This window comes from Catenuloplanes sp. NPDC051500 (assembly GCF_044454585.1).
GTDB lineage: Bacteria > Actinomycetota > Actinomycetes > Mycobacteriales > Micromonosporaceae > Catenuloplanes.
In genome coordinates this window covers 53754-75394 of record NZ_JBITDX010000002.1, presented here as the reverse complement: position 1 = coordinate 75394, position 21641 = coordinate 53754, and the positions used below count along the sequence as shown (strand labels likewise).

Genomic DNA, 21641 nt, shown 5'->3' with positions numbered 1-21641 from the left:
TCCGAACAGCCTGGTACCGACGCGACTATATGCGAGCCCGGATGCTGAACCGAAAGCGACGATCTCGTGGCGCCCGGAGCGGTCTTCGATGAGAACTACGAATCGCATTGAACTGCGACGACCGGTGATCCGTAATCCGTGCGGCGCTCATTCGGGCGCGCCGCGCGAGAGTTAAGGAGAGTGCCGGTGCCGGTGACACGTCGACGACTGTATCGGCTGCTCGTCGGGCTGATCCTGGCCTGTGGAGTGGTTCAGCTGACCATGGTGGCCGGTGCCCCCGCAGCGCCCGTGACGCAGGGTTACGTAAAGTACTACACAGTGACCGGCGCCTCGGAGAATCTCACCGAGATCGCGGTGAAGTTCCTCGGCAGCGGATCGCGCTCGGCCGAGATCTACAACCTGAACTCAGGCCGGCTGCAGCCGGACGGGTCCGGGCTGACCGACCCGGCCCGGCTGAACAAGGGCTGGTCGATCGTGCTGCCGTGGGACGCGGTCGGCAACGGTGTGCAGTACGGGCTGATGCCGACCGGCGCCACGCCGTCACCGAGCCCGGCGCGGGCGACGAACAGCCCGGCCGCGCCTGCCTCGCCGAAGCCACCGACGCGGACCCAGAATGCGCCCCAGCAGCCGGTGCAGACCCAGTCGCCGAAGCCGTCGGCGCCCAGCAGCCCGTCCCCGAGCCCGTCGCCGAGCCCGCCGCAGTCCCCGCAGCCGCCGCCCGGTAAGCCGGTCAACGGCTCGTGCGGCACCACCGGTGCCACCGACGCGCGCTCGACCTGGGCGCAGCAGCAGCTGGTGCCGGACAAGGCCTGGGAGACCACGCGCGGCAACGGCGTCGTGGTTGCGGTGATCGACTCCGGTGTGGACGCCAGCCTTCCGCAGCTCAGCGGTCGGGTCATGCCCGGTGCGGACATCACGTCCGGTACCGGCGTCGGCGACTCGGACTGCCTCGGCAGCGGCACCGCGATGGCCGCGATCATCGCGGGCAGCTCGGACCAGGCGGACACGCCCAGCGGCATCGCGCCGGACGCGACGATCATGCCGATCCGGGTGGTCGACGACAAGTCCGAGTCGGACCCGGCGGACGAGGCGACCGCGATCGAGGTCGCGGTCTCCGCGGGCGCGCAGGTGATCGCGGTCGGCGCGCACGTCGACCTCTCCGACCCGGCGGTCTCCGCCGCGATAGCCGACGCGCTGGCCAAGGACCTGCTGGTGATCGTGGCGGCGGGCCCGGGCCCGATGCCGCAGGCGCCGAAGGGGTCCAGCGGCGCGCTGATCACTGTCGGCGCGGTCGGTCCGGACGGTAAGTTCGCGGCCGACTTCCAGGGCACGTCAGTGGACGTGGTGGCGCCCGGCATGGACGTGGCAAGCCTCGGCATCAACGGCAGCGGCACCATCTCGGCAAGCGGACCGCAGTACGCGGTCGCGTTCGTCGCCGGGCAGGCCGCGCTGGTCCGGGCCGCGTACCCGTCGCTCACCGCTCAGCAGGTCAAGCACCGGATCGAGAGCACCTCGGACAAGGTGGGCGGCCAGGCGGCGGGCAGTGAGAGCCGCTACGGCTTCGGCATGATCAACCCGGCTGCGGCAGTCACCTCGGCGGTCGACGGCGAGCAGGTAGCGCTGCCGCCGGTGCCCGACCCGGGCGTCAGCATCGGCGCGGTTATCGCGCTCGTGGTGGTGGTGCTGATCATGCTGGCCGCGATCGGGCTCCTGCTCCTGCGGGCCCGTCGCTGGGCACAGGGCCCGGCCGACCCGGTCGAGCACGAGCTGCGCTGATCCCGCTGTTCAACGAGAACGGCCCCCGTCCCGGAAAGGGACGGGGGCCGTTCTTCATGTCCGGTCAGCTCTTCGGCGTCCAGGACTGCTTGACGTGGTTGAGGCACCACCAGATGACGACGCCGGAGCCGGGCACCGGGTTGTCGACGTTCGTGTCCAGGCACTTGTTGTCGGTCAGCAGCGTGTAGACAGTGCCCTTCTCGATCTGCCACCGCTGCGCGTCGGTGCCGTTGCAGGTCGCGGTCTGCACCGGGGTCTGGTCGTCGGTCTTTCCACCGGCGACGTCCAGGCACAGGTCGCTGACCCGGGACCGGATCGTGCCGTCGGTACGGACCTCCCAGCGCTGAGCGGCCGCCATGTCGTTGCACTTCTGCACCGTGACCTGCAGCCCGTTGGTGGCGAGGCCGGCGCTCAGGCACTGCCCGCCCTTGGTCTGGACGAACATGGTGCCGTCCGGCTTCGTGACCTTCGGGGGCGTCGGCGACGGGGACTTACTCGACGGTGCGGGCCCCGGATTGGAGGCGGACGGCTTCGGCTTCGACGGTGACGAGGACGGCGTGGGAGAGACGGACGGCTTCGCCGGGGTGGCGATCCGGGTGTCCGACTTGTAGTAGTTGGCGTAGGCGGACACGGTCTCGATGAAGGACTTGGTGGCGGCGTCCGGCACGCCCGCGGACTGGCGCACCGCCTCGGCACCGTTGCGGTACGCGGCCAGCGCCAGCAGGTACGGGTCGCCCTCAAGCGCGGACAGCTCGGTGATCAGCCCGCACAGCGCCTCGCCGACCGCCGGGATCGACTTCTCCGGGTCCCACGCGGACGCGCCCTCCGGGCCGTAGCGGGCCCACACGTCGCTGCGGAACTGTGCGACGCCCTGCTCGCCCGTGGTACCCAGCATGTTCGCGTTGAACTCCGACGCGGCCATCAGCACGCCGGCGACAGTCGCGGGAGTCACCTGCTCGCAGATCTGGCCGGCCGCCTTGACCGGGGCCACGTACGACTCCGGCAGCGGCTTGACCTCCTTCGGCGACGCGGCGTTCACCTGCGTCGACGTGCCTCCGAACTGTGGCAGCTTCGCGTAGTACGCCGCGTACGCCGTGGCCTTGCCGACGTACTCGTCCGCCGTACCCGGGACGCCCTTGGTCTTGATGACCTCGGGCAGGCCGGAACGGAACGCGGCGAGTGAGAGACGCCACTCGTCGCCCTGCACGCCGGCGACCCGGAGTTGGCCCGAGTTGTCGCACATCTGGTGGGCGAGCGCGAGGACTGTCGCGGAGGTGTCCTCACGCTTCGCCCCCGGCCAGGGAGCCCAGTTCTTCCAGTCCTCGTCGTCCATGCCGGTCAGGCCCTTGCCGCCGGACACGGTGCCGGTCGCGGACGCGTTCATGCCGGACTCCGCCATCAACTGGCCGGCGAGCCGCGAGGTGGTAAGCATCGGGCAGGACCGGGCCGCGTTGGCGATCGCGTTCAGTTGCTCGTCGGTGACGCTGCGGCCGGTGAGGTCGTCGTCGGCTGCGTTCGCGATGCCGAAGCCGATCGTGGCGACGGACGCGACCGCGATCGCGACGCCCGCGACGATCAGGCCCGCGACGCCCCGGCGCAGCCCACCGAATCTCGACCGGAGCAGGTCACTCAGCTGCCCGAGCCATCGGCTCAGATTGGGGAACATGGTGGTTCGCACGGCGCGTACCCTTCGTCAGCGTCAACTCCGGCGTGAAGACGAATACGAACCCGGCGTGGTTCACCGATCGGCGCAAACTACCGTAGATTTGTTCGCGAGCGGAGGGAGCGACCACGTGCCCATGATGTCCACACGATGTGCCGGTGCCGCAATGTCCGTATGGTGGGCCGGTGTCGCAATGTCCCTACGGTGTACCGGTGCCGCACAGTGAGCAACTCGTTGGAGGCCTCGATGCCGGCGATGCACGACGACGCCGCAGTGTCGACTTCTGACGACGACTCCGCCGACTGGACGCCCGACGAGCGCATGCGCCGGATCCACGAGGCCCACGCCGGGCCCGTGCTCCGATTCCTGATGCGACTCACGCTCGGCGACCAGGATCTCGCGGAGGACCTGCTGCAGGAGACCATGCTGCGCGCCTGGCGCAACCTGGAGCACCTTCCGCCGGAGATCGCCCGCGTCGCGCCCTGGCTCTACACGGTCGCCCGCAACGTCGCGATCGACGCCGCCCGTGCCCGGCGTGCCCGCCCGCCGGAGGTCGCGGTCGCGGACATCACCCGGCTGCCGCAGCCCGGCGACGCGGTCGACGGACTTGTCTCCGGCCACATCGTCCGGCAGGCGCTCACCCGGCTGAGCCCGGAGCACCGGGCGGTGCTGATCGAGGTGTACTTCCGCGGCTCGTCGACTGCGGAAGCGGCGGCCAGGCTCGGTATCCCGGAGGGTACAGTCAAGTCACGGGCCTATTACGCTGTGCGATCGATGCGGGCCGCGGTGGGTTCGGTGGAGCCGGAATGACCCGCCGCTTCGCCGATCGGCCGGGTGGCCGCCGATCCGGCCGACGGGAGCCGGAGGGCACGAGGGGAGGCCTGGCACACATGACCGACGACCGTGACGACGCCATGGCCGAGCGGGCCAGCCTCGCGCTGTACCTCCTCGGCGCGCTGCCCGACGACGAGCGCGTGGACTTCGAGCGGCACCTGGCCGGCTGCGATCGCTGCCTCGCCGAGGCGCTCGACCTGGGGCCGTCCACAAGCGGCCTCGGCCAGTTCTCCGACGACGACATCCACGAGTTCCTGACCGCGGTCGGCAACGACGACACGTCGATCCCGGAGCCTGAGCCGCCGGCCCCGGCCGTGGTCACCGCCCCGGTGCCGCGGACCCGGCCGGCCCGTCACGACCCGCCGAGCGGACCGCCTGACAATCGGCCGGGCCGGGCGTCGCGCCGCCGGCGAAACGCGATCTTCAGCTTCGCGGCCGTGCTTGTGCTTGTGGTGGCCGGTGTCTCGTTCGCGTTCCTGCGCCTCGGCGGCAGCGCCGGCGGTCCCGCCGACGCCGATCTGGTCGCCATCGCGGAGGCGACAAGCGCCGGCGTCAGCCTGTCCGTGACAGTCACCGAGACCCCGATCGAGGGTACGACCGCGCGCGTCACGATCAGCGGCCTGCAGGACGGCACGCTGTATCGGCTGTACGTGGTGGCCGGCGAGCAGACCGTCGTCATCCGGGACTTCACAGGTGAGTCCGGCACCCAGCAGGTCAACGGCCGTCTGACGGTGCCGGTCGCCGAGGTCGCGTTCTTCTCCGTGCGGGTGGTCGACGGCCCCACCGTGGTGAACGCCTACGTCGCCGGAAGCTCTCCGACTCCGCGCTGATCATCGCCGGCCCGATTCACTGTCCACTGTGGGTGGTCCGCTTTGGCGTGTTCGCACTGTAAGGGCGATTAACTACTAGATCATCCTGCAGTCGTGCGGAACATCCGCCTTAGCGACATATATCATCAAACAATAGTGATGAAGGCCATTTCTGTAAATTAATGATGAACCGCGTAGGTCATCGTGTCGTCTTCCTTGGGTCGGCGCCCCGTCTACTGGGGGCGCCGGGTGGGGAGGGCGACGTGGCAAGTGCCGGACAATTCCTTCTGGCCTGCGCGGACGACCGTCTTACGGCCGCTCGTGCCAAGGCGATACCGCCGGCCGCTCGTGCCGAGGCGATACCGCCGGCCGCTCGTGCCGAGGCGATGCCGCAACCGGTGGGGACGACACGGGCGACCGTGCTCCCCGCCTCCAAAGGGGACCGCGGCGCGCGCGACGCGCTGAACCGCGTGCGGCCCACGGACGGCGCACCGCCCGGCAGCCGCACCGTCACTGTTGAGGCGGCATCCCCGGGCGAGCGTGACATCGAGCACGCCGTCCGCGGAGTCCTGCGCGTCAAGCTGCGCGGCGCCGATACCCACGAGGTGGCCGGCCTGGTCCACGGGCACGTCACCTTCCGCCGTCCCGGCGGGCCCGCCGCGTGGATCCGCTGCCTCTCCGACCTGCGCCGGGAGTTGCCGCAGCACACCGACGACCTCGAACAGCTGGCCGTCCATGCCATGAGCTGCGGGTAACCGGCTCCGGGCCCGCACGTCCATCTAGGACCGATATTTTCATCTATATCGTGCACTGATACGAACAGTCAGTCACATTGTGTTACCTCAGTAAATTTGGGCGATCGACATAATTTTTCGGATTCCGCGGTGAACCGAAGCGGAGGGCCCGACGTCAACTGATGTCGGCGCTCCGGTACCTCGGTAGGCGCCGGTGAGGAGAGCGACGTGGCGAGTGCCGGTGACTTCAGCCTGCTGTGTGCGGACGGCCGATTCATCACGGTCCCGGGCGGTGTCTTCTACCACGACGGGCCGATGTCCGAGCCGATCGACCCCGCGCTGCTGACCGACGCCATGCAGGCCGCCCGGGTACCCGGCGCGACAACCGTCTTCGTCCAGGAGAAGACCCGCCTCAAGCTCGGCGCGGTCGACCACCTGCGCCGCGCGCTCGACGACATCCCCGCCCTGCTCCGCGACCGCTTCGTGCTCGGCACCCTCCCCGGCGAACGCGTCGACCAGGACGCCTGGCTCAGCCTCGCGGACGCCTTCGGCCTCGCGAAGCACGCGTCGTTCGCCCCGGGCCTGACGCCGTCCCCCCGCGTCGTACCCCTGGATGCCTCTGGTCTGGAAACCACGGAAAACCCGGCGGCGGTACGTCTGCTGTCCCGCTCCCAGGCCGCCGCCCGCGAAACGCTGCGTTCCGTCCTGGACGGCACGCCCCCGTCGTGGGACCGGCTCGTGGAGCTGGCCGAGAGCGCGGGCGGTATCCGGGACGAGCTGCGGGTGGCGCCGAAGCTGCGCGGCGATGAGCGGCGTGGCCAGTCCAGCGCCGCGTACGCGCTCGCGGCAGGTATCGCGCTCTACGGCATACCCGACGGTTTCGACGCCGCCCGGCTGCTGCGGAGCGTGCGCCCGATCAGCGCCGCCGACGTGCTGCGCGCGTGGGGTGGCACCGCGGTCGCCACCGGCCCGGCTGATGTGGTCGCGGCGCTTGTCGCATCGCCGGGGTCCGGTGCCCTGATCCAGGCCGCCACGACCGGCGGCGGCCGGCCCACCCTCGGCTGGCTGGTGTCCCGGCCGGAGGGCCTGGCCTGGATCGATCCGGAGCTGGACGGCGGCGCGTCGGTCCGGTTGATGCCGCCGCAGGACGCGGTCTCGTTGCTGCGCGCGCTTCCCGGTACGGCCCCCGCCATGCTGTGGGTCGACGCGCAGGGGCGTCCGGCGATGCCTGTGGAGGCGTCACCTGCCGCGGCGAACCCCACTGCGACGGACCAGGACGTGGCGCCGCTCCGCGGGCCGGGGACGCCGGAACCGGTGCTGTCCACGCAGCCGAGCGACTCGGCGCCGGCCACGGACACCCTGCCGGCCACGCCGGACGTCCCGCGCCCGGCCTACCCGACCGTCGCCGTCTCGCTCGGGCTGTCTGCCGAGGAGATCCGGGAGCTGCTCCCGTGGCTCTCGCAGATCAACCCGAAGTACCGGACCGACCTGACCTACGAGCAGAACTGCGTCCTGGCCGCGATAGCCCTGGACATGACGCTGGCCTCGCTCGGGGATGTCCATCAGCTGCCGGTGCAGGCGGACGGCGCTCCCGGCCCGCTCCGGGTCGATCTGCTGGAGAGCTGGTTCCCGGGCCGGCGGCTCGAGTTCGCCGGCAGCCTGGAGCAGATCGCCGCGGCGATGACGCACAACGCCAGAGGCCCTGAGGGCCGGAAGGTGCGCCGGGGCATCATCGTGGTGCGCGGCGAGGGCCAGGCCGAGTCACACATGATCAACGTGGTGAGCCTGGGCACGCGGTTCGCCTTCATGGATGGGCAGACCGGGGAACGGGCGCGGATGCCCGAGAAGATCGCTGAGCTGCGGTTCCTTGCCACCACCGACGGCATTCCCAGCGTGGAGCCGTTGGTGGAGCTGCACGGCGCCGGCGCGGAGGCCGAGCTCGGCCCGGTGACAGCCGTGCGGGGGACCGTGTCCCCGGACCAGGACCGCGCCGGTATGTACAACCCGGCGACGTACTCGATGCCGCCGCCGCCCCCGCCGCAGGAGTCGATGGGCCAGAAGGCGGCGGCGCTCGATGCCTGGTACCAGCGGGAGAAGGCGAAACCGGCGAATCAGGGCAGCAGTACGCGGCAATGGCTTCGGGACCAGTTCCATCAGCAGAACCAGGAGATTCACAAGGAGCTGCTGCGCCGGCTGGCCGTCTGGACGTCGACGCCGTGGGGTCAGGTCCCGGTGGTGGCGCACGGCAATACCGGAAGCGTCGAGGACCGGAACCTGCTGCTCTATCGCTACTACCGATCGGTCCTGGAGGTCAACCCCGAATGGGGCAGCCAGAACTGCGTCGACTGTTCCATCACACTCGATAACCTGTTCGGCGGCACTGCGGTACCGGGGTCGGCGGCCGGCGACACCCCTGCGCAGATGCTTGATACCGCGCGGCGCCGGATCGGCGCACGTGCCTACGCGTACAGGTCTGACACCCGGAACCGGGTGATGAGGGGCTCGCTCGGCGCCATTGCCGAGGTCTACAACCGGGGTCCCGGCTTCCGGGGGATCATCAACCAGGTCAGGGCTGCATCGAGCGCGCCGGCAACCGAGACCGCCCACATGTTCAACATGCGTAACGACCACGGATACGTCGTCGCCCTCGACGGTCAGTCGGCCTCATTCGGGCGGGTAAGCGATCTGCAGGGCACGGATTTCGGCCTCACCATGACGGTGTTGCTGCCCACGACGACCACGCAGCCCAGTCCGCTCACCGTCGCCGGAGGCGCGCCCGCCGCGGTGGAGTACGACACGGCCAGCAACGCGTTGCTCTTTCCCGCGCCACCCCCGCCGGTGACCACGTCGCAGTATCCGGCCGGCGGTTACAACTACTACGTCGGTATGGCCACCGTGCCGCAGGCGCTGCCCTCGGACGTCATCCCGCTGTCGTCGTCGACTGTCGACGAGGTGCGCGCGGTGGTCGACGCCGCCCGGTCCGGGTGGGCCGAGCTGCGTGGCCGGATGACGGAGATCGTCGACGCGGTGGTGAACGCACCCAGGTCGGCGGCGGCACGACGCGATGCGGCACAGGCCGCGCGGGAGATGTTCGACCGGGTCGGCCGCGACCTGGACGGTTTCGCGGGCCGGGTCGGCGGTCTGTCGGACGCGATGGCGCGGGCTCAGCTCGACGTGCTGGGACGCCGGTACGAGCTTGCCAACGACATTCTGGTGGAGGTGCTGCGCGACGCCCCGGTGCCGTCGTCGGTGTCCGAGCTGTCGCGTGACGGCAGGGTTCTCCCGCCGGTGTCCGAGGCGTTCCGGTCGGCCACGGGTGCGACCGGAACTCCCGCTGAGACCGTGCAGGTCCCCGGCCTCCTCGACCCGCCCGCCGACGACCTGGTCGTCTTCATGCAGACCGGCCGGACCTCGTCCCGGGCGGCGGCCGACCCGCGGCGCCTCGCAGGCATTGCCCCGGACGGCTCGTACGTGATGGCCCGCCCGGCAGGTCCGGGTCGCCCCGGGTTCTCCGGCTTCGACGTGTACGGACCGGACGGCCGTCCCCGCGGCACGCTTGAGACGCAGACACAGCAGGGCACCGATCACGTCGGCACGTCGCAGCTGGACAACTACTCGGACGTGCCCGGCGCGCTCGACCTGACCACGTTCTACGCGACCGAGTACAGCGACCGGCGGTACTTCCGGTCACTCGACGTCATGAACGAACGGGTCCAGGAGATCCGCGAGAACGACTACGGCATGGCCACGATGGACGGCTCCGACGGGTTCTTCAACAGCTACGAGCAGGAACGCACGGAGACGAACCGGATCGCCCGGGAGCGCCTGGAGCGCCTCGGATGGGCGCTCCCGAGCGGCGACTATGCGCCGCACATCGCGTGGACCAGCACCGACCCCTACTGGGCGCCGACCATGGACGGCACGCCGCTGGAAATCATCACGGAGACGCTCGACGGGGGGATCACCCGTGCGGTGTCCGGCTGGTACGCCGCCGACGGCTCCTTCGAGGTGGTCAACCCGACGACCGGCGCCGTGGTGCGCCAGCTCCGCTACAACGGCGCGGCGTGGACCACAGGCATGCTCTCCACCGCGGACACCAGGTACTTCCAAAGGCTCGGCACCGACGACGCGGAGCAGCTCGTCCAGTCGATAGTCACCTACGGTGAGCGCATCCGCGACGACCTGATGCTGCCCGGTTTCGCGCTGTACCGAATGCCGATGGAATATCAGGTCGCCCAGGTCCGGGCGATGGTCGACGCGAACGGCCAGGTCGTCCAGGCTCGGCGGCCGCTGCGGGTCGACGTGGACCAGCAGGAGTACGACAGCCACCACCTGGTCACCGAGCTGTGGCGGGCCGGCTGGACGATCACCCCCGGTCATGAGAGCAGCGTCGACCAGGCCAGGCGGGTGGTGCAGATCAACCCGTACCGGGACTCCGCACTGGCCATGCTCACCGCGGCGCACCGCCAGCTGTCCGCGCCGAGTTCCTCGCGCGGAAACCGGCACGACGCACTGACCGACCCGAGGCGCGGGAGTCGGAGGTCCGGTGCGCTCGAGGCCGAGCCGGGCCTCGACGCGCGGCCGGACGGCCTGGACGTGACCTCCCTCGCGGTGCGGTACGCCGACATGCCGTTGACCGCCGACCCTGTCGTACCGCCGGACCTCAGTGATCCCGCGCAGCGCGAGGCCGCCCTGGAGCGGGCGCTCGGGTGGACCCGGGAGGTGCAGGTTCCGGCCGGAGTGACAGGTCTGCCGCCGGAGGACTGTGTCGATCGCGCCTGGGGCGTGTTCATCACGATGTATCGGCGCACCGGCAATACGTGGGGCGACGCGGGTCTGCTGGAGCAGCGCACGGCGGAAGGCCTGGCGACGCGGCTGGGTGGTTCGCTGACGCCGTTGCCGGATCGGGACGCGTTGTGGGACGCGATGGAGACACAGCCCGGATCGACCACGCTGGTACGAGTGCCGGCGCGTGACGTCGGGTTGGCGCATGTCATCTGGGTGACGTCCGTCGGCCCCGATGAATTCATCGTGTGGGACAGCCAAGACCCGGCCATGACCGGTCGCCGGATGAGCCGGGCGGAACTCGACCAGCTCGAGTACTTCCGTGCGACAGGCCTGACCGTGCTGCGGCTGGACCAGCGGGGCGGAGTGGTGAGCCTTTCGCAGACGGCCCCGGCCGCGATGCAGCTGCTCGACCCGCCGCCCGGCCTCCAGCAGTCAGGCATGCTGATCTGGCCGGACGCGCAGCATCCGACGAAGCTGTTCTCCGACGCGGACGACCTGGCCGGCGACCCGATGTTCGCCGGTCTGCACCCGCGGCAGCTGGCCCGGCTGACGGTGCTGGCCGAGGACGAGATGACCACGAAGGTGTTGAACGAGCAGTTGCTCACCGACACCCGCAACGTCGTCGTCGGGGCGGTCGACGGGCTGGGCGCCAACGACATCAAGTTCTTCCGTGAGCTGTACCAGGCGCGGGGCGCCTTCGACGCCTTCGACCCGGCGATGCGGCCCCGCACCATGGGCCTTGTGCTGCAGCGGGCCGGTGGGATCGGCGACCGGGTCGGCGCGCGTAATGAATCCATCACCCAGTTCGGCACCAGGGTGCCGTACACGGAGGTGCTGGTGCCGCACCCCGGGCCGTGGCTCTACTCGGTGCCGCCGCCGAACGATCTGGCGAGCACGCTCGAACAGGTGCTGGGGCACAGCAGCTTTGCCTACGTGCTGACCGACAACGAGCCCGGCGGGTTCCAGGCGAACCAGCTGACCCAGCGGATCGACGAGATCAACGCGGCCAACGCGCGAACGCGCGGCTACATACCGCTGCAGGCCGAGATACAGGAACCGGTCGTGGAGTGGAGTCCCGAGAGCGGCCGGTACCAGACGAACCTCGGCGGCGCCACGTTCGAGATCGCGCACGAGGGCGGGTTCTACCTCGTGGTGATCAGCCGGGCACGGTACGCCCCGGCCCCGCCCGCCCCGCGTCCGACGCAGCAGGTCAGCACCACGTACCAGCAGCCCTCGTCCTCGTCGTCGCAATGGTCCAACCAGTCTTACTACACCGCGCCGAGCAGCAGCTACGCCAATTACCAGAGCTCCGGTTATCCGTCGTACAGCGGAGGCTCGGGAAGCTCCTCGGGACGGACCCAGTACGTCGCCGGATGGGGCAACGTCTACATCGGCATGCTCACCGTGCCGCCCGCCGGGCACGTCCTCCCCTGGAACGTCGCCCCGTGGGTACCGGCGTCGGCAGATGGTGTCCGCGCGGCGGCCGGCGCCGCCCTGTCCCGGTGGGCAGAGGTGGAGACCATCGCCACGGCGATTGTCGACGCGGTGATGAGCGCACCCACGTCGGCACCGGCGCGGCGCGACGCGGCAGCGGCCGCCCGGGAGATGTTCGGCCGGATCGGAGAGCAGTTCGACGGCTTCGCGGGCCGTGCCGCCGGTCTGTCCGACGAGATGGCGCGGGTGCAGCTCGATTCGTTCGGGCAGCGGTACGAGCTGGCCAACGACCTCCTGGTGGAGGTGCTGCGCGACGCCCCGGTGCCGTCATCGGTGTCCGGGCTGCTCCGCGACGGCCGGGTGCTGCCGCCGGCGTCCGAGGTGTTCCGGCCGGCCGGCAGTCTGCCCGGGCCGCTCCCGGAGGCCGAGCCGGTCACCGGCGTGGTCGACACGACCGCCAACGACGTGCTCGTCTTCATGCAGACCGGCCAGCTGCCGGAGCAGCCCATCGGCGAGCTGCCGCCGTACACCGTGGGGGTGGCGCCGGACGGCTCGTACGTGGTGGCCAGGGCTCCGCGGGAGGGCGAGACGCAGAAGCACGGCTTCGCCGGATTCGACGTGTTCGGCCCGGACGGCGGCGCACGGGGCACGATGGAGGTGCGGACCGAGGAGAGCGGCGATTACGTGGCCACCTCCTCGATCCAGAACCATTCGGACGTGCCGAGTGCGCTCGACCTGACGTCGTTCTACACGAGCGGCGTCAGCACGCAGCCGTTCTTCCAATGGATCTCGGTCATCAACGAGAAGGTGCAGCAGATCCAGGAGAAGGAGTACGGCATGGAGGTCCTGGCGACCTCCATCGAGGGCTCCCGCAACTACCGGCAGAAGATCACGGACACGCACGCGAAGGCGCGAGAGCGGCTGGAGAGCCGCGGCTGGACGCTGCCCGCCGGTGACTTCGCGACGCCGCAGGTGCTGCGGCCGGCGTGGACCAGCCAGGATCCGAGCTGGGCGCCGATCGTGGCGGGCACGCCGCTCGAGATAGTGGTGGAGACCCTTGACGGCGGCGCGACGCGGCGGGTCTCCGGCCGCCGTGGCCAGCAGGGCACGTTCCAGGTGGTGAACCCTGCCACCGGCGCCGATGTCCACATGCTCCGCGCCACGACCGGGCCGGACGGCACCAGCCGGTGGACGGCCGAGGCGCTCTCACCGACCGATCTCCGGTACTTCTCCAAGCTCGCCCGGGACTGGGGCTGGACCGCGGCCGGCGGCCTCCGCGAGCGCATCATGCACAAGATCCAGAAGCGGGCCGGGCTCCGTGCCGAGGACGCCAAGGCACACGACTTCGTCGCCTCGATCGTCACGGACGGCACGCTGCTGCGCGAGGACCTGGTCCTGCCCGGCTTCGGACTGTACCGGCTGACCTGGAACAACCGCACCACGCTGATCCGCGCGATGGTCGGCGCGGACGGACGAGTGATCCGAGTACGCCGGCCGCTGCGGATTGACGAGGATCAGCAGCGCTACAAGGGACACAACCTACTCACCGAGCTGACCGAGGCGGGCTGGACGGTCCGCACCGGGCACGTCAGCAGCGTGGACACCGCCTCGCGGACGCTGGTGCTGGACCCGTACAGCGACACCGGCTGGCGCTCGCTGACCGAGGCGTACAGGGCCCACAGCTCCCCCGTCAGTACCGCAGAAGGCTCCGCGCTCGCCGGCCTGCACCCACAGCAGCTCCGGAGACTGCGGACTGTCGCCGGAGACGATCTGCAGACGTTCGTCCCCGACGAAAACGTGCTTGTGGACACCAGGAACGTCGTGGTCGGCGCGGTGGACGGGCTCGGTGCCGACGACGCCAGGTTCTTCCGGGAGCTGTTCGAGGCACGGGGCACCTTCGACGCGTTCGACCCGGCGATCCGGCCGTCCATGATGGACCGGGTGTTGAACCGGGCGGGTGTGGACCGCACGGCGGTCGGCGTGCAGGCCGGCTCCATCGCCGACTTCGGTACCAACGTCCCGTACACGGAGATCATCGTTCCGGACCCCGGGGCGTGGCTCCACGCGTCCTCGGACGATCTGGCGGACACGCTCTCGACGGTGCTTGGCCGCAGCAGCCAGGCGACAGTGCTGACCAGCCGCGAGCCCAGCGGCGTGCAGGCGCAGCACCTGGTCGCCCGGATCGCGGAGATCAACGGAGCCAACGCGCGGACGGACGGCTACATCCCACTCGAGGTCAGCGTCCAGAAACCGGAACTCGAGTGGAACGACGACCACGGCCGGCTTCAGACGAAGCTCGGCGGCGCGACGTTTGTCATCCGGCACCCGGGTGAGCACCAGCTCGTCGTGATCACCCGGGCGGCGGCCGCCCCGCCAAGGCCGGATTCGGGCTCGCAGCTTACGCCGCCGGGGCCCAATGTCGTCCAGGTCAATATGGCCGCCGAGGCCACGGGCCTCACCGACCGGGTGCCGCTGCTGCCGCAGACGCCCGACGGGGTGCGCGCGGTGGCCGACGGTGCCCGTGCCCGGCTGTCAGGGGTCGTGGACCGGGTGACCCGGGCGCTGGACACGACGGTGACCGGTGATGCCGCGACCGAGTTGCGGACGACGGCCGCCCAGTCCGTGCGCTCCACGTTCAACACGATCCGTATCGGGCTGGACCGGATCGCCGATTCGGGCCGTCCGATGACCGATGTTGCCGCCCGGACCATCCTCGCCCGGCTCATGCAGGCCTACGACGACGTGCACGGCGTGATGTCGATCGCGTTGCGTGGCGCGCCGCCGCTGCCGCCGACGGGGGAGTTGTTCCGTCCCCTCACCGATGCGCCGCCTGTGGACACGGCCGGCCCCGCCGAAGCGGAACCCGCACGCATCTCCGCGGTCCCGCTGGCCGGCGGACGAGGCCTGGCCTACGTGCCGGCCGGCCGGACGCTGCACGGCGTGCGGGGGGAGTACACGGTCTTCGGTCACGGGGGCGGCAAGGACACCGGCGGCAACACGCCGGCTGAGGTAGCCGCCGATATCCTCGACGACCCGCGGTACGTCCCCTCGGAGCGCATCTTCCTCGCCGCCTGCGAGACTCCGGCTTTCGCCGGTGAGCTGGCGCTGCTGCTTCCGGTCGGTACCACCATCACCGCGCCGACAAACGCGTACTGGACCGATCCCGACGGCACGAACGGGCACGTCGCCGGGATGATCCTCGACGAGCGTGAAATGGCCACTCCGGCGCCGGCCACCATGGCCGACCACTATGTGGAGCTCACCCACGAGGCCGACGGCACGGTGAGCCAGCGGGACCTCCCGAACACGCCGAACGTGCTTGGTTCCCGCCCGACGCCGTGGATGAACCGGGTCGGCCGGCTCAACCCACGCAACAGCAGCACCATCTCGGCCGTCGAGCAGAGCCAGACGACGACGGAACCGGACCTGGTCTGGGCCCGGACCGGCAGCGGGCGCGTCATCTCCTTCCGCGCGTCAGAGGTCACAGTCGAACGGCTGATCGGCAGCGCCGGACAGGCGATCGGCATGGTCTTCCCGTCCGGTGCCGACGATCTGACGAAAAGCAGCCGGTGGGCGAGCGCCAACGCGAACTTCACCACCGGAGAGTTCCGCGACAACGAGGAGGGCGCGACCTACTACCACAGTGTCGACGGAGTCGACGCGCGCACCGACTATGCCTGGTGGGTCGGCCGGGGCAGGACACGGGCGCCGTGGGGCACGGACGTGATCCCGATCGTGGCGCACGCCGACGAGATCATCGCGGTCACCGTGGGTGATCGGATCGTCAATATGACGCCCGAGCAGTTCGGCCGAGCGATGTACCACCACCCGGTCTTCGCCGTGGTGACCCAGAACCGGACGGGTGACTTCGCGATGGTCGCCTGTGACATGGGTTCCTATCCCGGCGGTACGGGAGACCGGCTCGGGAGCGCGCTGCGGGCCGTCGACGCGCAGGCGGGGCGGGGCGCTGTCACCGGCCGGCGCTTCTACGGCGCATCGGGCCTGGTGTACTCGCCGATCGGGTACGACCGGGACGGCATCTTCACCCAGCGCGGCGGCACGATCATGGGCCTCAACGTGCACAACGGCTACTTCCGGGAGCTGAACCCGCAACCGGCCACGACGTCCACGCTGACGTCCTACACCAGTCCGCCCCCGCCCGAGCAGCCGCAGCCGGCGACGTATACGTCGCAGGCGTACGAGTACCCCGCCACGTCGTCCTCGACATCGAGCAGTTACCCGTATTTGTACCCGTCGTCATCGTCCGCACCACAGGGCTACGGGAACACGCAGAGCTACGGAAATACCCAGAACTACGGGAACACGCAGAACTACCCGAGCACGCAGAACTACCCGAGCACGCAGAACTACCCGAGCACGCAGAACTACCCGAGCACGCAGAACTACCCGAGCACGCAGAACTACGGGAGCACACAGAACTACGGGTACACGCCCGCATCGTCGTCGACCGCGGGTGGTTACACATACACCCCCACCTCGCCGGTGCGGCAATGGAGAGTCGACGCCGACGGCAACTACTACATCGGCATGGCGACCATGCCGTCGTCACTCACCGCTGACCTCGCCGCGCTGATTCCCGCGTCGGCCGACGCTGTGCGTGCGGTGGCGGAAGGCGCACAATCCCGCTGGGACGCGGTGCACGGCCAGGCGACGGCGATGCTCGACGAGGCGATGTCCAAGGCCGGGGTGACGGACGTGCAGGCGGCGTCCGCGCGAACGGCGCGTACCACGTTGAACACCATTCGCACCGGCCTGAACGTGGTCACCGGACGGGACAGGAACCTTTCCGCCGAGGCGGTGCGGGGGATCCTCGAGAGTCTGGTAGGCGTGTACACCCAGGCCGGCAGCCTGATGGCGGACGCGTTGGGCGGCCCGCCCGCACTGCCACCGGTGTCTGAACTGTTCCGGCCGGTCACCGGCGAGTCCGCGGCACCGGCCGGTTCCGTGCTCACCGAGGACGGGCTGCGGACGCTGTTCGCGGAGGTCGTCGCGGGCGGGGACCGGGCGGCCTCGGACAGCGGCGACCGTACCCTCGCGGAGTGCCTTGCTCTGATCCAGGACCTGGTGGGGCGGCTGCACACAGGTGGAGTCCGGGTGCCGCGCACCCGGGAGGAGCCGGTCGCGGGCACCTGGCTCGCCGATCGGCGGGACTGGGACCGGTTCGGCACCTGGGCGGGTACGTCCACCCGGCTGACCGACGAGCCGGGGCTGGGCAAGGGCTCGCTCGCCGTGGTGCTGACCGACCGCGCGAACATGCCGTACGGGCATGCCTACGCGGCGTACCACACCGCGGACCGGGGCGTGCTCTGGATCAACCTGACCGATCCCGGTGCGACGCCACGGGTGGGCGCGCCCACGGAACTGCCGGGCGAGGCCGACGCGTACACCCGGACGATCGTGATCAGCCCGAACGGTGTGGTGGCCCCGGCCCGGGCGGCGCTTGAGTCGGACTCGCTCGCCGCGACACTGACGGACCCGAGGACCAGCACCGGCTACCGGGGTGGCGGCGTCGAGGGCGAGCGGACCATGCCGGTCGAGCTGCCGGCGGCCGATTCGGAGGAGGTCGCCAGCGGCAAGGCGCTCGGCGCCCGGCCGGACGGCAGTATCGACCTGCTCACCGACACGAAGCGGCTGTTCGAGCGGGACGGCACCTATCACCTGACCGCTGAGGATCCGGACGACGAGGAGCCGGTCAAGGCCAACATCACCGAGTTCCGCACCGGGGTGCTGGGCATCCTGCCCGGCGAGGAGAACCGGATCCCGGACACCGACGAGTTCTGGGATCGGCTGATCGCCCTGGAGAGCCGGCTCGAGGGTGTCGACACGGAGCCGGGCCGGCCCGACGCGGACCTCGCCGAGACCCTCCGCGGGCTCGGGTTCACGATGGAGGAGATCGCCGACCGCGCGACCATCGGGCAGCCGCCCGAGGGTGACGCCGGGGGCAACCACGTCCACCTGTCGTTCGGAGTGCCGACCGAGCTGCTCAAGCGGTTCCTGTCGGCCGTCACCGCGCGGACCTGGCGGGACTCCACCGTCACCTACGAATCCGACCTGGGACCGATCCCGTACCGGACGAAGGCGGGACAGGAGGAGGGCGCCGCGTTCGGCGCCGCTGTCGCCGAGCAGCTCACCGCGTTCCTCGAGGCGAACGGCCTGGCCGGCTCCGACCGGGTGTCGACGGCGGTCGAGGGCGTCATGACGCTGCTCTATTCGCACAGTGCCGGCTACATGGACTCCTGGGTGCCGAGCGCGAACATCGTGAAGGCGCACGTCGCGACGCTGTCCCGGCACGACAACCGGGTGCTCTGGGGTGATCTGCCCTGGTGGGCGGCGTTCGGCCTGTCGTTGCACGCAAGCGAGATCAGGGGCGGGCTCGGCCAGGCCTACCTGGAGCACAACGGCGAGTTCCTGGACCGCATGCGGCGCGCCGCCGAGGACACACCCGAGCTGGCCGGGATGACCGCCGGCAACTGGACGGAGTACGGCAGCACCGACAAGCCGACAGTCGGCGAGTACGTGCACGCCGCCCTCACCGGCCGGCGGCTGGAGCCGTCCGACGTGTTCGGCGGGATGACCACGTTCCCGCGGCTTGACACGAACGGCGGGCGGGTCCGGCACGGCCAGGCCATCGTGGAGGTGCGCTCCGCCGACGCCCGGCGGGTCACAGTCGCCCGGACCCGGGACAACTTCCGGGAGTTCGCCGGCGTCCTGCGGTCCGGCTACGAGGGCATCGCGAACCTGCAGCCGCTGCGGACCATTCCGCTGCGGACCGGCACGGGCACGCCGTCCGGCTCTCCCGCGAGGACCGCGACGGCCGCGATGTTCCGCGCCGTCGCGCATGCCGCCGCAGGTGAGGCCGCCGCCTCCGCGGCACAGCTGCGGGCCGCCGAGGCCGGGCTCACCCCGGCGCAGCGTGCACAGTGGACCGCGATGCTCGTCCGGCGGGCCGGCGTGGAGAGCGAGGCCGGGGAGCGGGGCTTCGCCGACCAGCTCCAGCGCATCGCCGTGCAGATCGCCCCGCCGGCCGCGCGCCGGTGGCTGACGGAGGCCCGGACCGACAGGTGGCGGGACTGGGCGGCGGTCGGCGTCGAGTTCATCGAGTCAGGGCTGATCGACGAGCTCGTGCCGCTGATGGACGCGCTGGAGCACGGCGCGTCCGGCCTGCCGGCGGAGGATGCGCTCAGGTTGCTGCGGGCGAACACCGCGACGGACCGCCTGGACACCGTGCACGACCTGCTCCGCGAGGTCTCCGGGGACAACGTCGCGCTGGCGTTGGCGGTCATCCGGCCGCTACGACTGCCCGCGGCCGAGCTGCGGATGGCGGACGCGACGGCTCTCATGCTCGCCGGCGACGTGCCGGCCGCCAGGGCGGTCGTCGAGTCGGCCTTCCCGGAGCTGACACCCGAGAGCCGGGGGACCTGGGCCGGTGCCATGCACCGCATCGCAGGCACCCCGGCGGTCTCCGAGGTCCCGCGGCTCCTTGTCGACCTGGGCATCGCGGCCTGGCAGGGGATGCCGGACCTGCGAGGGGCCTTCAACGAGCAGAAGCGGCTGCGGACGTTCGCCGCCGAGGCAGACCCGGCGATCGGGCAGCTGCTCGCCAACCGGATCGCCGAGTTCCGGCGTGATCCCGGTGCCTCCCAGCACGTCAAGCGGCTCGCCGTGGCCTGGGAGCTGGGCCGGCTGGACGTCGGCGCGGCGGCGTACCGGTATCTCGCCGAGGCGGACCCGGACGCCCGGCTGGATCTGCTGTCCGAACTCGTCGACGACAGCCCGGAGTCGGATTCGGACGACGCGATGTCGACCGGCTCGGTGGACGACCGCCCGGTGGTCGACGTCCGTACGGTGCAGAACCTCTGGCTGCTGGCCGCCTACCTCGACGAGCCCGGCCCCCGGGACGTGGTCGTCAGGGACACGCTGCGGGCGGTCGCCACGGTGGCCACCGGGAACCGGGCGGCGGCGATCAACAACCTCACCGGCGTGCTGAACGGCTACCGGGAGCACATCGAGGACGCCGGCACGATCCTCACGGCGCTGCGCAGCCGCAACCTGCACGGCCCGGTGGCCGCGGCGGTGCGCGAGGTCGGCAACCTCGTTGACTCGATGGAAGACGCCCAGACCGGCAACGTGCAGGTCTACCGCGCCGACGTGGACTTCCGGACCCCGCCGCCGCTACCCAGGACGCTTCGTGGTCTCGACGCCCAGCATCGCCTCGACCAGCTGCGCAAGCACGTCGACGGCGCGCAGCAGCGGGTCGGCACCGTGCTGGAGAGTTTCCCGAACTCGGATCAGGCCGCGCTCTGGAACGCGGCCGTCGAGGGCCTGCAGCGCCTCACCGGCACGCCGGGGTCCGCGGAGGTCGCGGACCTTGCACGCCAGTTCGACCAGGCCGCGGCCGACCTCATCCGGCTGGACCGTTCCACGATCGGCGTGCTCGCGCCGCTGTGGTCCGGGCGGGCCGCGGCGGTTCGCCCGGTGCCGGCCCCGCGCTCGTTCGGCAGCTGGAAGGCGGGCGATCTGGGGGTGCTGACGGCCGGGCTGGACCGGCCGGTGCTGACAGTCAACCTGAGCGGCATCATGCCGCACGCGCTCGCCGAGCTTGAGGACGCGCTGCGCGAGCACCAGCTGTGGGGTGAGGTGCCGATCGTGGTCGCCTCGCTCGGTACGAAGGCCAACGAGGACGCGTTCACAGCGCTGCGGGAGCAATTCCGGCCGATCACGGTCCAGCAGACGCTGTCCGGTGCCGCCGGGGACATCGCGATGACCTGGCGGCTGCTCCGGCAGGACGGCAGCCAGGCGGGGGAGACGTCCGGGCTGACCGCTGACGTGTTCCGGGCCGCGTCCGGCCTGCCGGCCGTACCCCCGGGCACTGCTCTTCCGCCGGTGCTCGCCGGCCTGCTCACGGCCGGGGCCGGCGCCGAGGAGTACCACCGCAGGAACGAGAGGCAACTGACCGATCCGGGGGTACGGGACGCGCTCGACCGGCTGATCGAGAGTGCACCGGACGGGCAGCGCCTGGCCGGGTTCCGGGTCGCGCTCGGCCTGCCGGCGGAGTCCACGACCAGGCTGGCTCCGGTCGCGACGACTGTGCTCGACGTCGAACCGGCCTACACCGGTGGTCCGGTCCCGGCCTCGTTCGCCTACGACTTCCTGGCGCAGACCGGGGGCCGCAGCGAGCGGTACGCCATGGACGGCCTGCTGTTCCAGCTGGTCCTGGCCGGCCGGATCGGCGCGGAGCAGGCGCTCGAGCTGCTTCGCGCGGCCAGCCGTACCAAGGTCGACAACGCGGTCGTCCAGGTCTTCGAGGCGGTCTACGAGCTGATGACGCTTCCCGCCGACGTGGTGGCCGCGAATCCGCACGAGCATCCGGTGCTGAAGGGCATCCTCGCCAAGGTCGGCGAGGTGGCCAGCACGGTCCGCCCGCCCGGCACGCCGCCGCCGGACTGTGTGGACCCGAACGACCGGACCGCGTTCGTCGGGCGTCTGGACGCGCTGCGCGATCTGCTGCGCGCGGACGGGCAGTCCGCGCGGGCCGGGCTCGTCGAGACCGTCAACTACATCCTCTCCAACTGCTGAGCCGGA

The 21641-nt window shown here is 70.8% G+C and carries 6 protein-coding genes; 5 read left to right on the top strand and 1 reads right to left on the bottom strand.

Annotation, left to right across the window (positions count from 1 at the left end):
* Positions 1 to 192: 192 nt before the first annotated feature.
* Positions 193 to 1776, top strand: a complete 1584-nt coding sequence (locus ACIA8K_RS03700) for a S8 family serine peptidase (protein ID WP_396054607.1) — start codon at positions 193 to 195, stop codon at positions 1774 to 1776.
* A gap of 64 nt (positions 1777 to 1840) precedes the next feature.
* Here ACIA8K_RS03700 and ACIA8K_RS03695 read toward each other — a convergent pair whose 3' ends face one another.
* Positions 1841 to 3454, bottom strand: coding sequence for a ricin-type beta-trefoil lectin domain protein (locus ACIA8K_RS03695; RefSeq protein WP_396054605.1), 1614 nt, complete (start codon positions 3452 to 3454; stop codon positions 1841 to 1843).
* 207 nt (positions 3455 to 3661) lie between these two features.
* Between ACIA8K_RS03695 and ACIA8K_RS03690 the strand changes: the two genes are divergently transcribed.
* The 4 genes from ACIA8K_RS03690 (at position 3662) to ACIA8K_RS03675 (ending at position 21635) form a co-directional block, all read left to right on the top strand.
* Positions 3662 to 4249 (top strand): sigma-70 family RNA polymerase sigma factor, encoded by a 588-nt coding sequence (locus ACIA8K_RS03690; protein ID WP_396054603.1) that lies wholly within the window; start codon positions 3662 to 3664, stop codon positions 4247 to 4249.
* A gap of 80 nt (positions 4250 to 4329) precedes the next feature.
* Positions 4330 to 5103, top strand: a complete 774-nt coding sequence (locus ACIA8K_RS03685) for a zf-HC2 domain-containing protein (protein ID WP_396054601.1) — start codon at positions 4330 to 4332, stop codon at positions 5101 to 5103.
* Between the two features lie 377 nt (positions 5104 to 5480).
* The gene (locus ACIA8K_RS03680; RefSeq protein WP_396054599.1) at positions 5481 to 5837 is read left to right on the top strand and encodes a hypothetical protein; all 357 of its coding nucleotides are present in this window, start codon (positions 5481 to 5483) and stop codon (positions 5835 to 5837) included.
* Positions 5838 to 6044: 207 nt separating this feature from the next.
* Positions 6045 to 21635 (top strand): hypothetical protein, encoded by a 15591-nt coding sequence (locus ACIA8K_RS03675; protein WP_396054597.1) that lies wholly within the window; start codon positions 6045 to 6047, stop codon positions 21633 to 21635.
* Positions 21636 to 21641 lie beyond the last annotated feature (6 nt).

What these genes read in the sequence shown, in the direction of transcription:
- ACIA8K_RS03685 (WP_396054601.1), top strand. Translation starts at nt 4,330, where the DNA reads ATGACCGACGACCGTGACGACGCCATGGCCGAGCGGGCCAGCCTCGCG.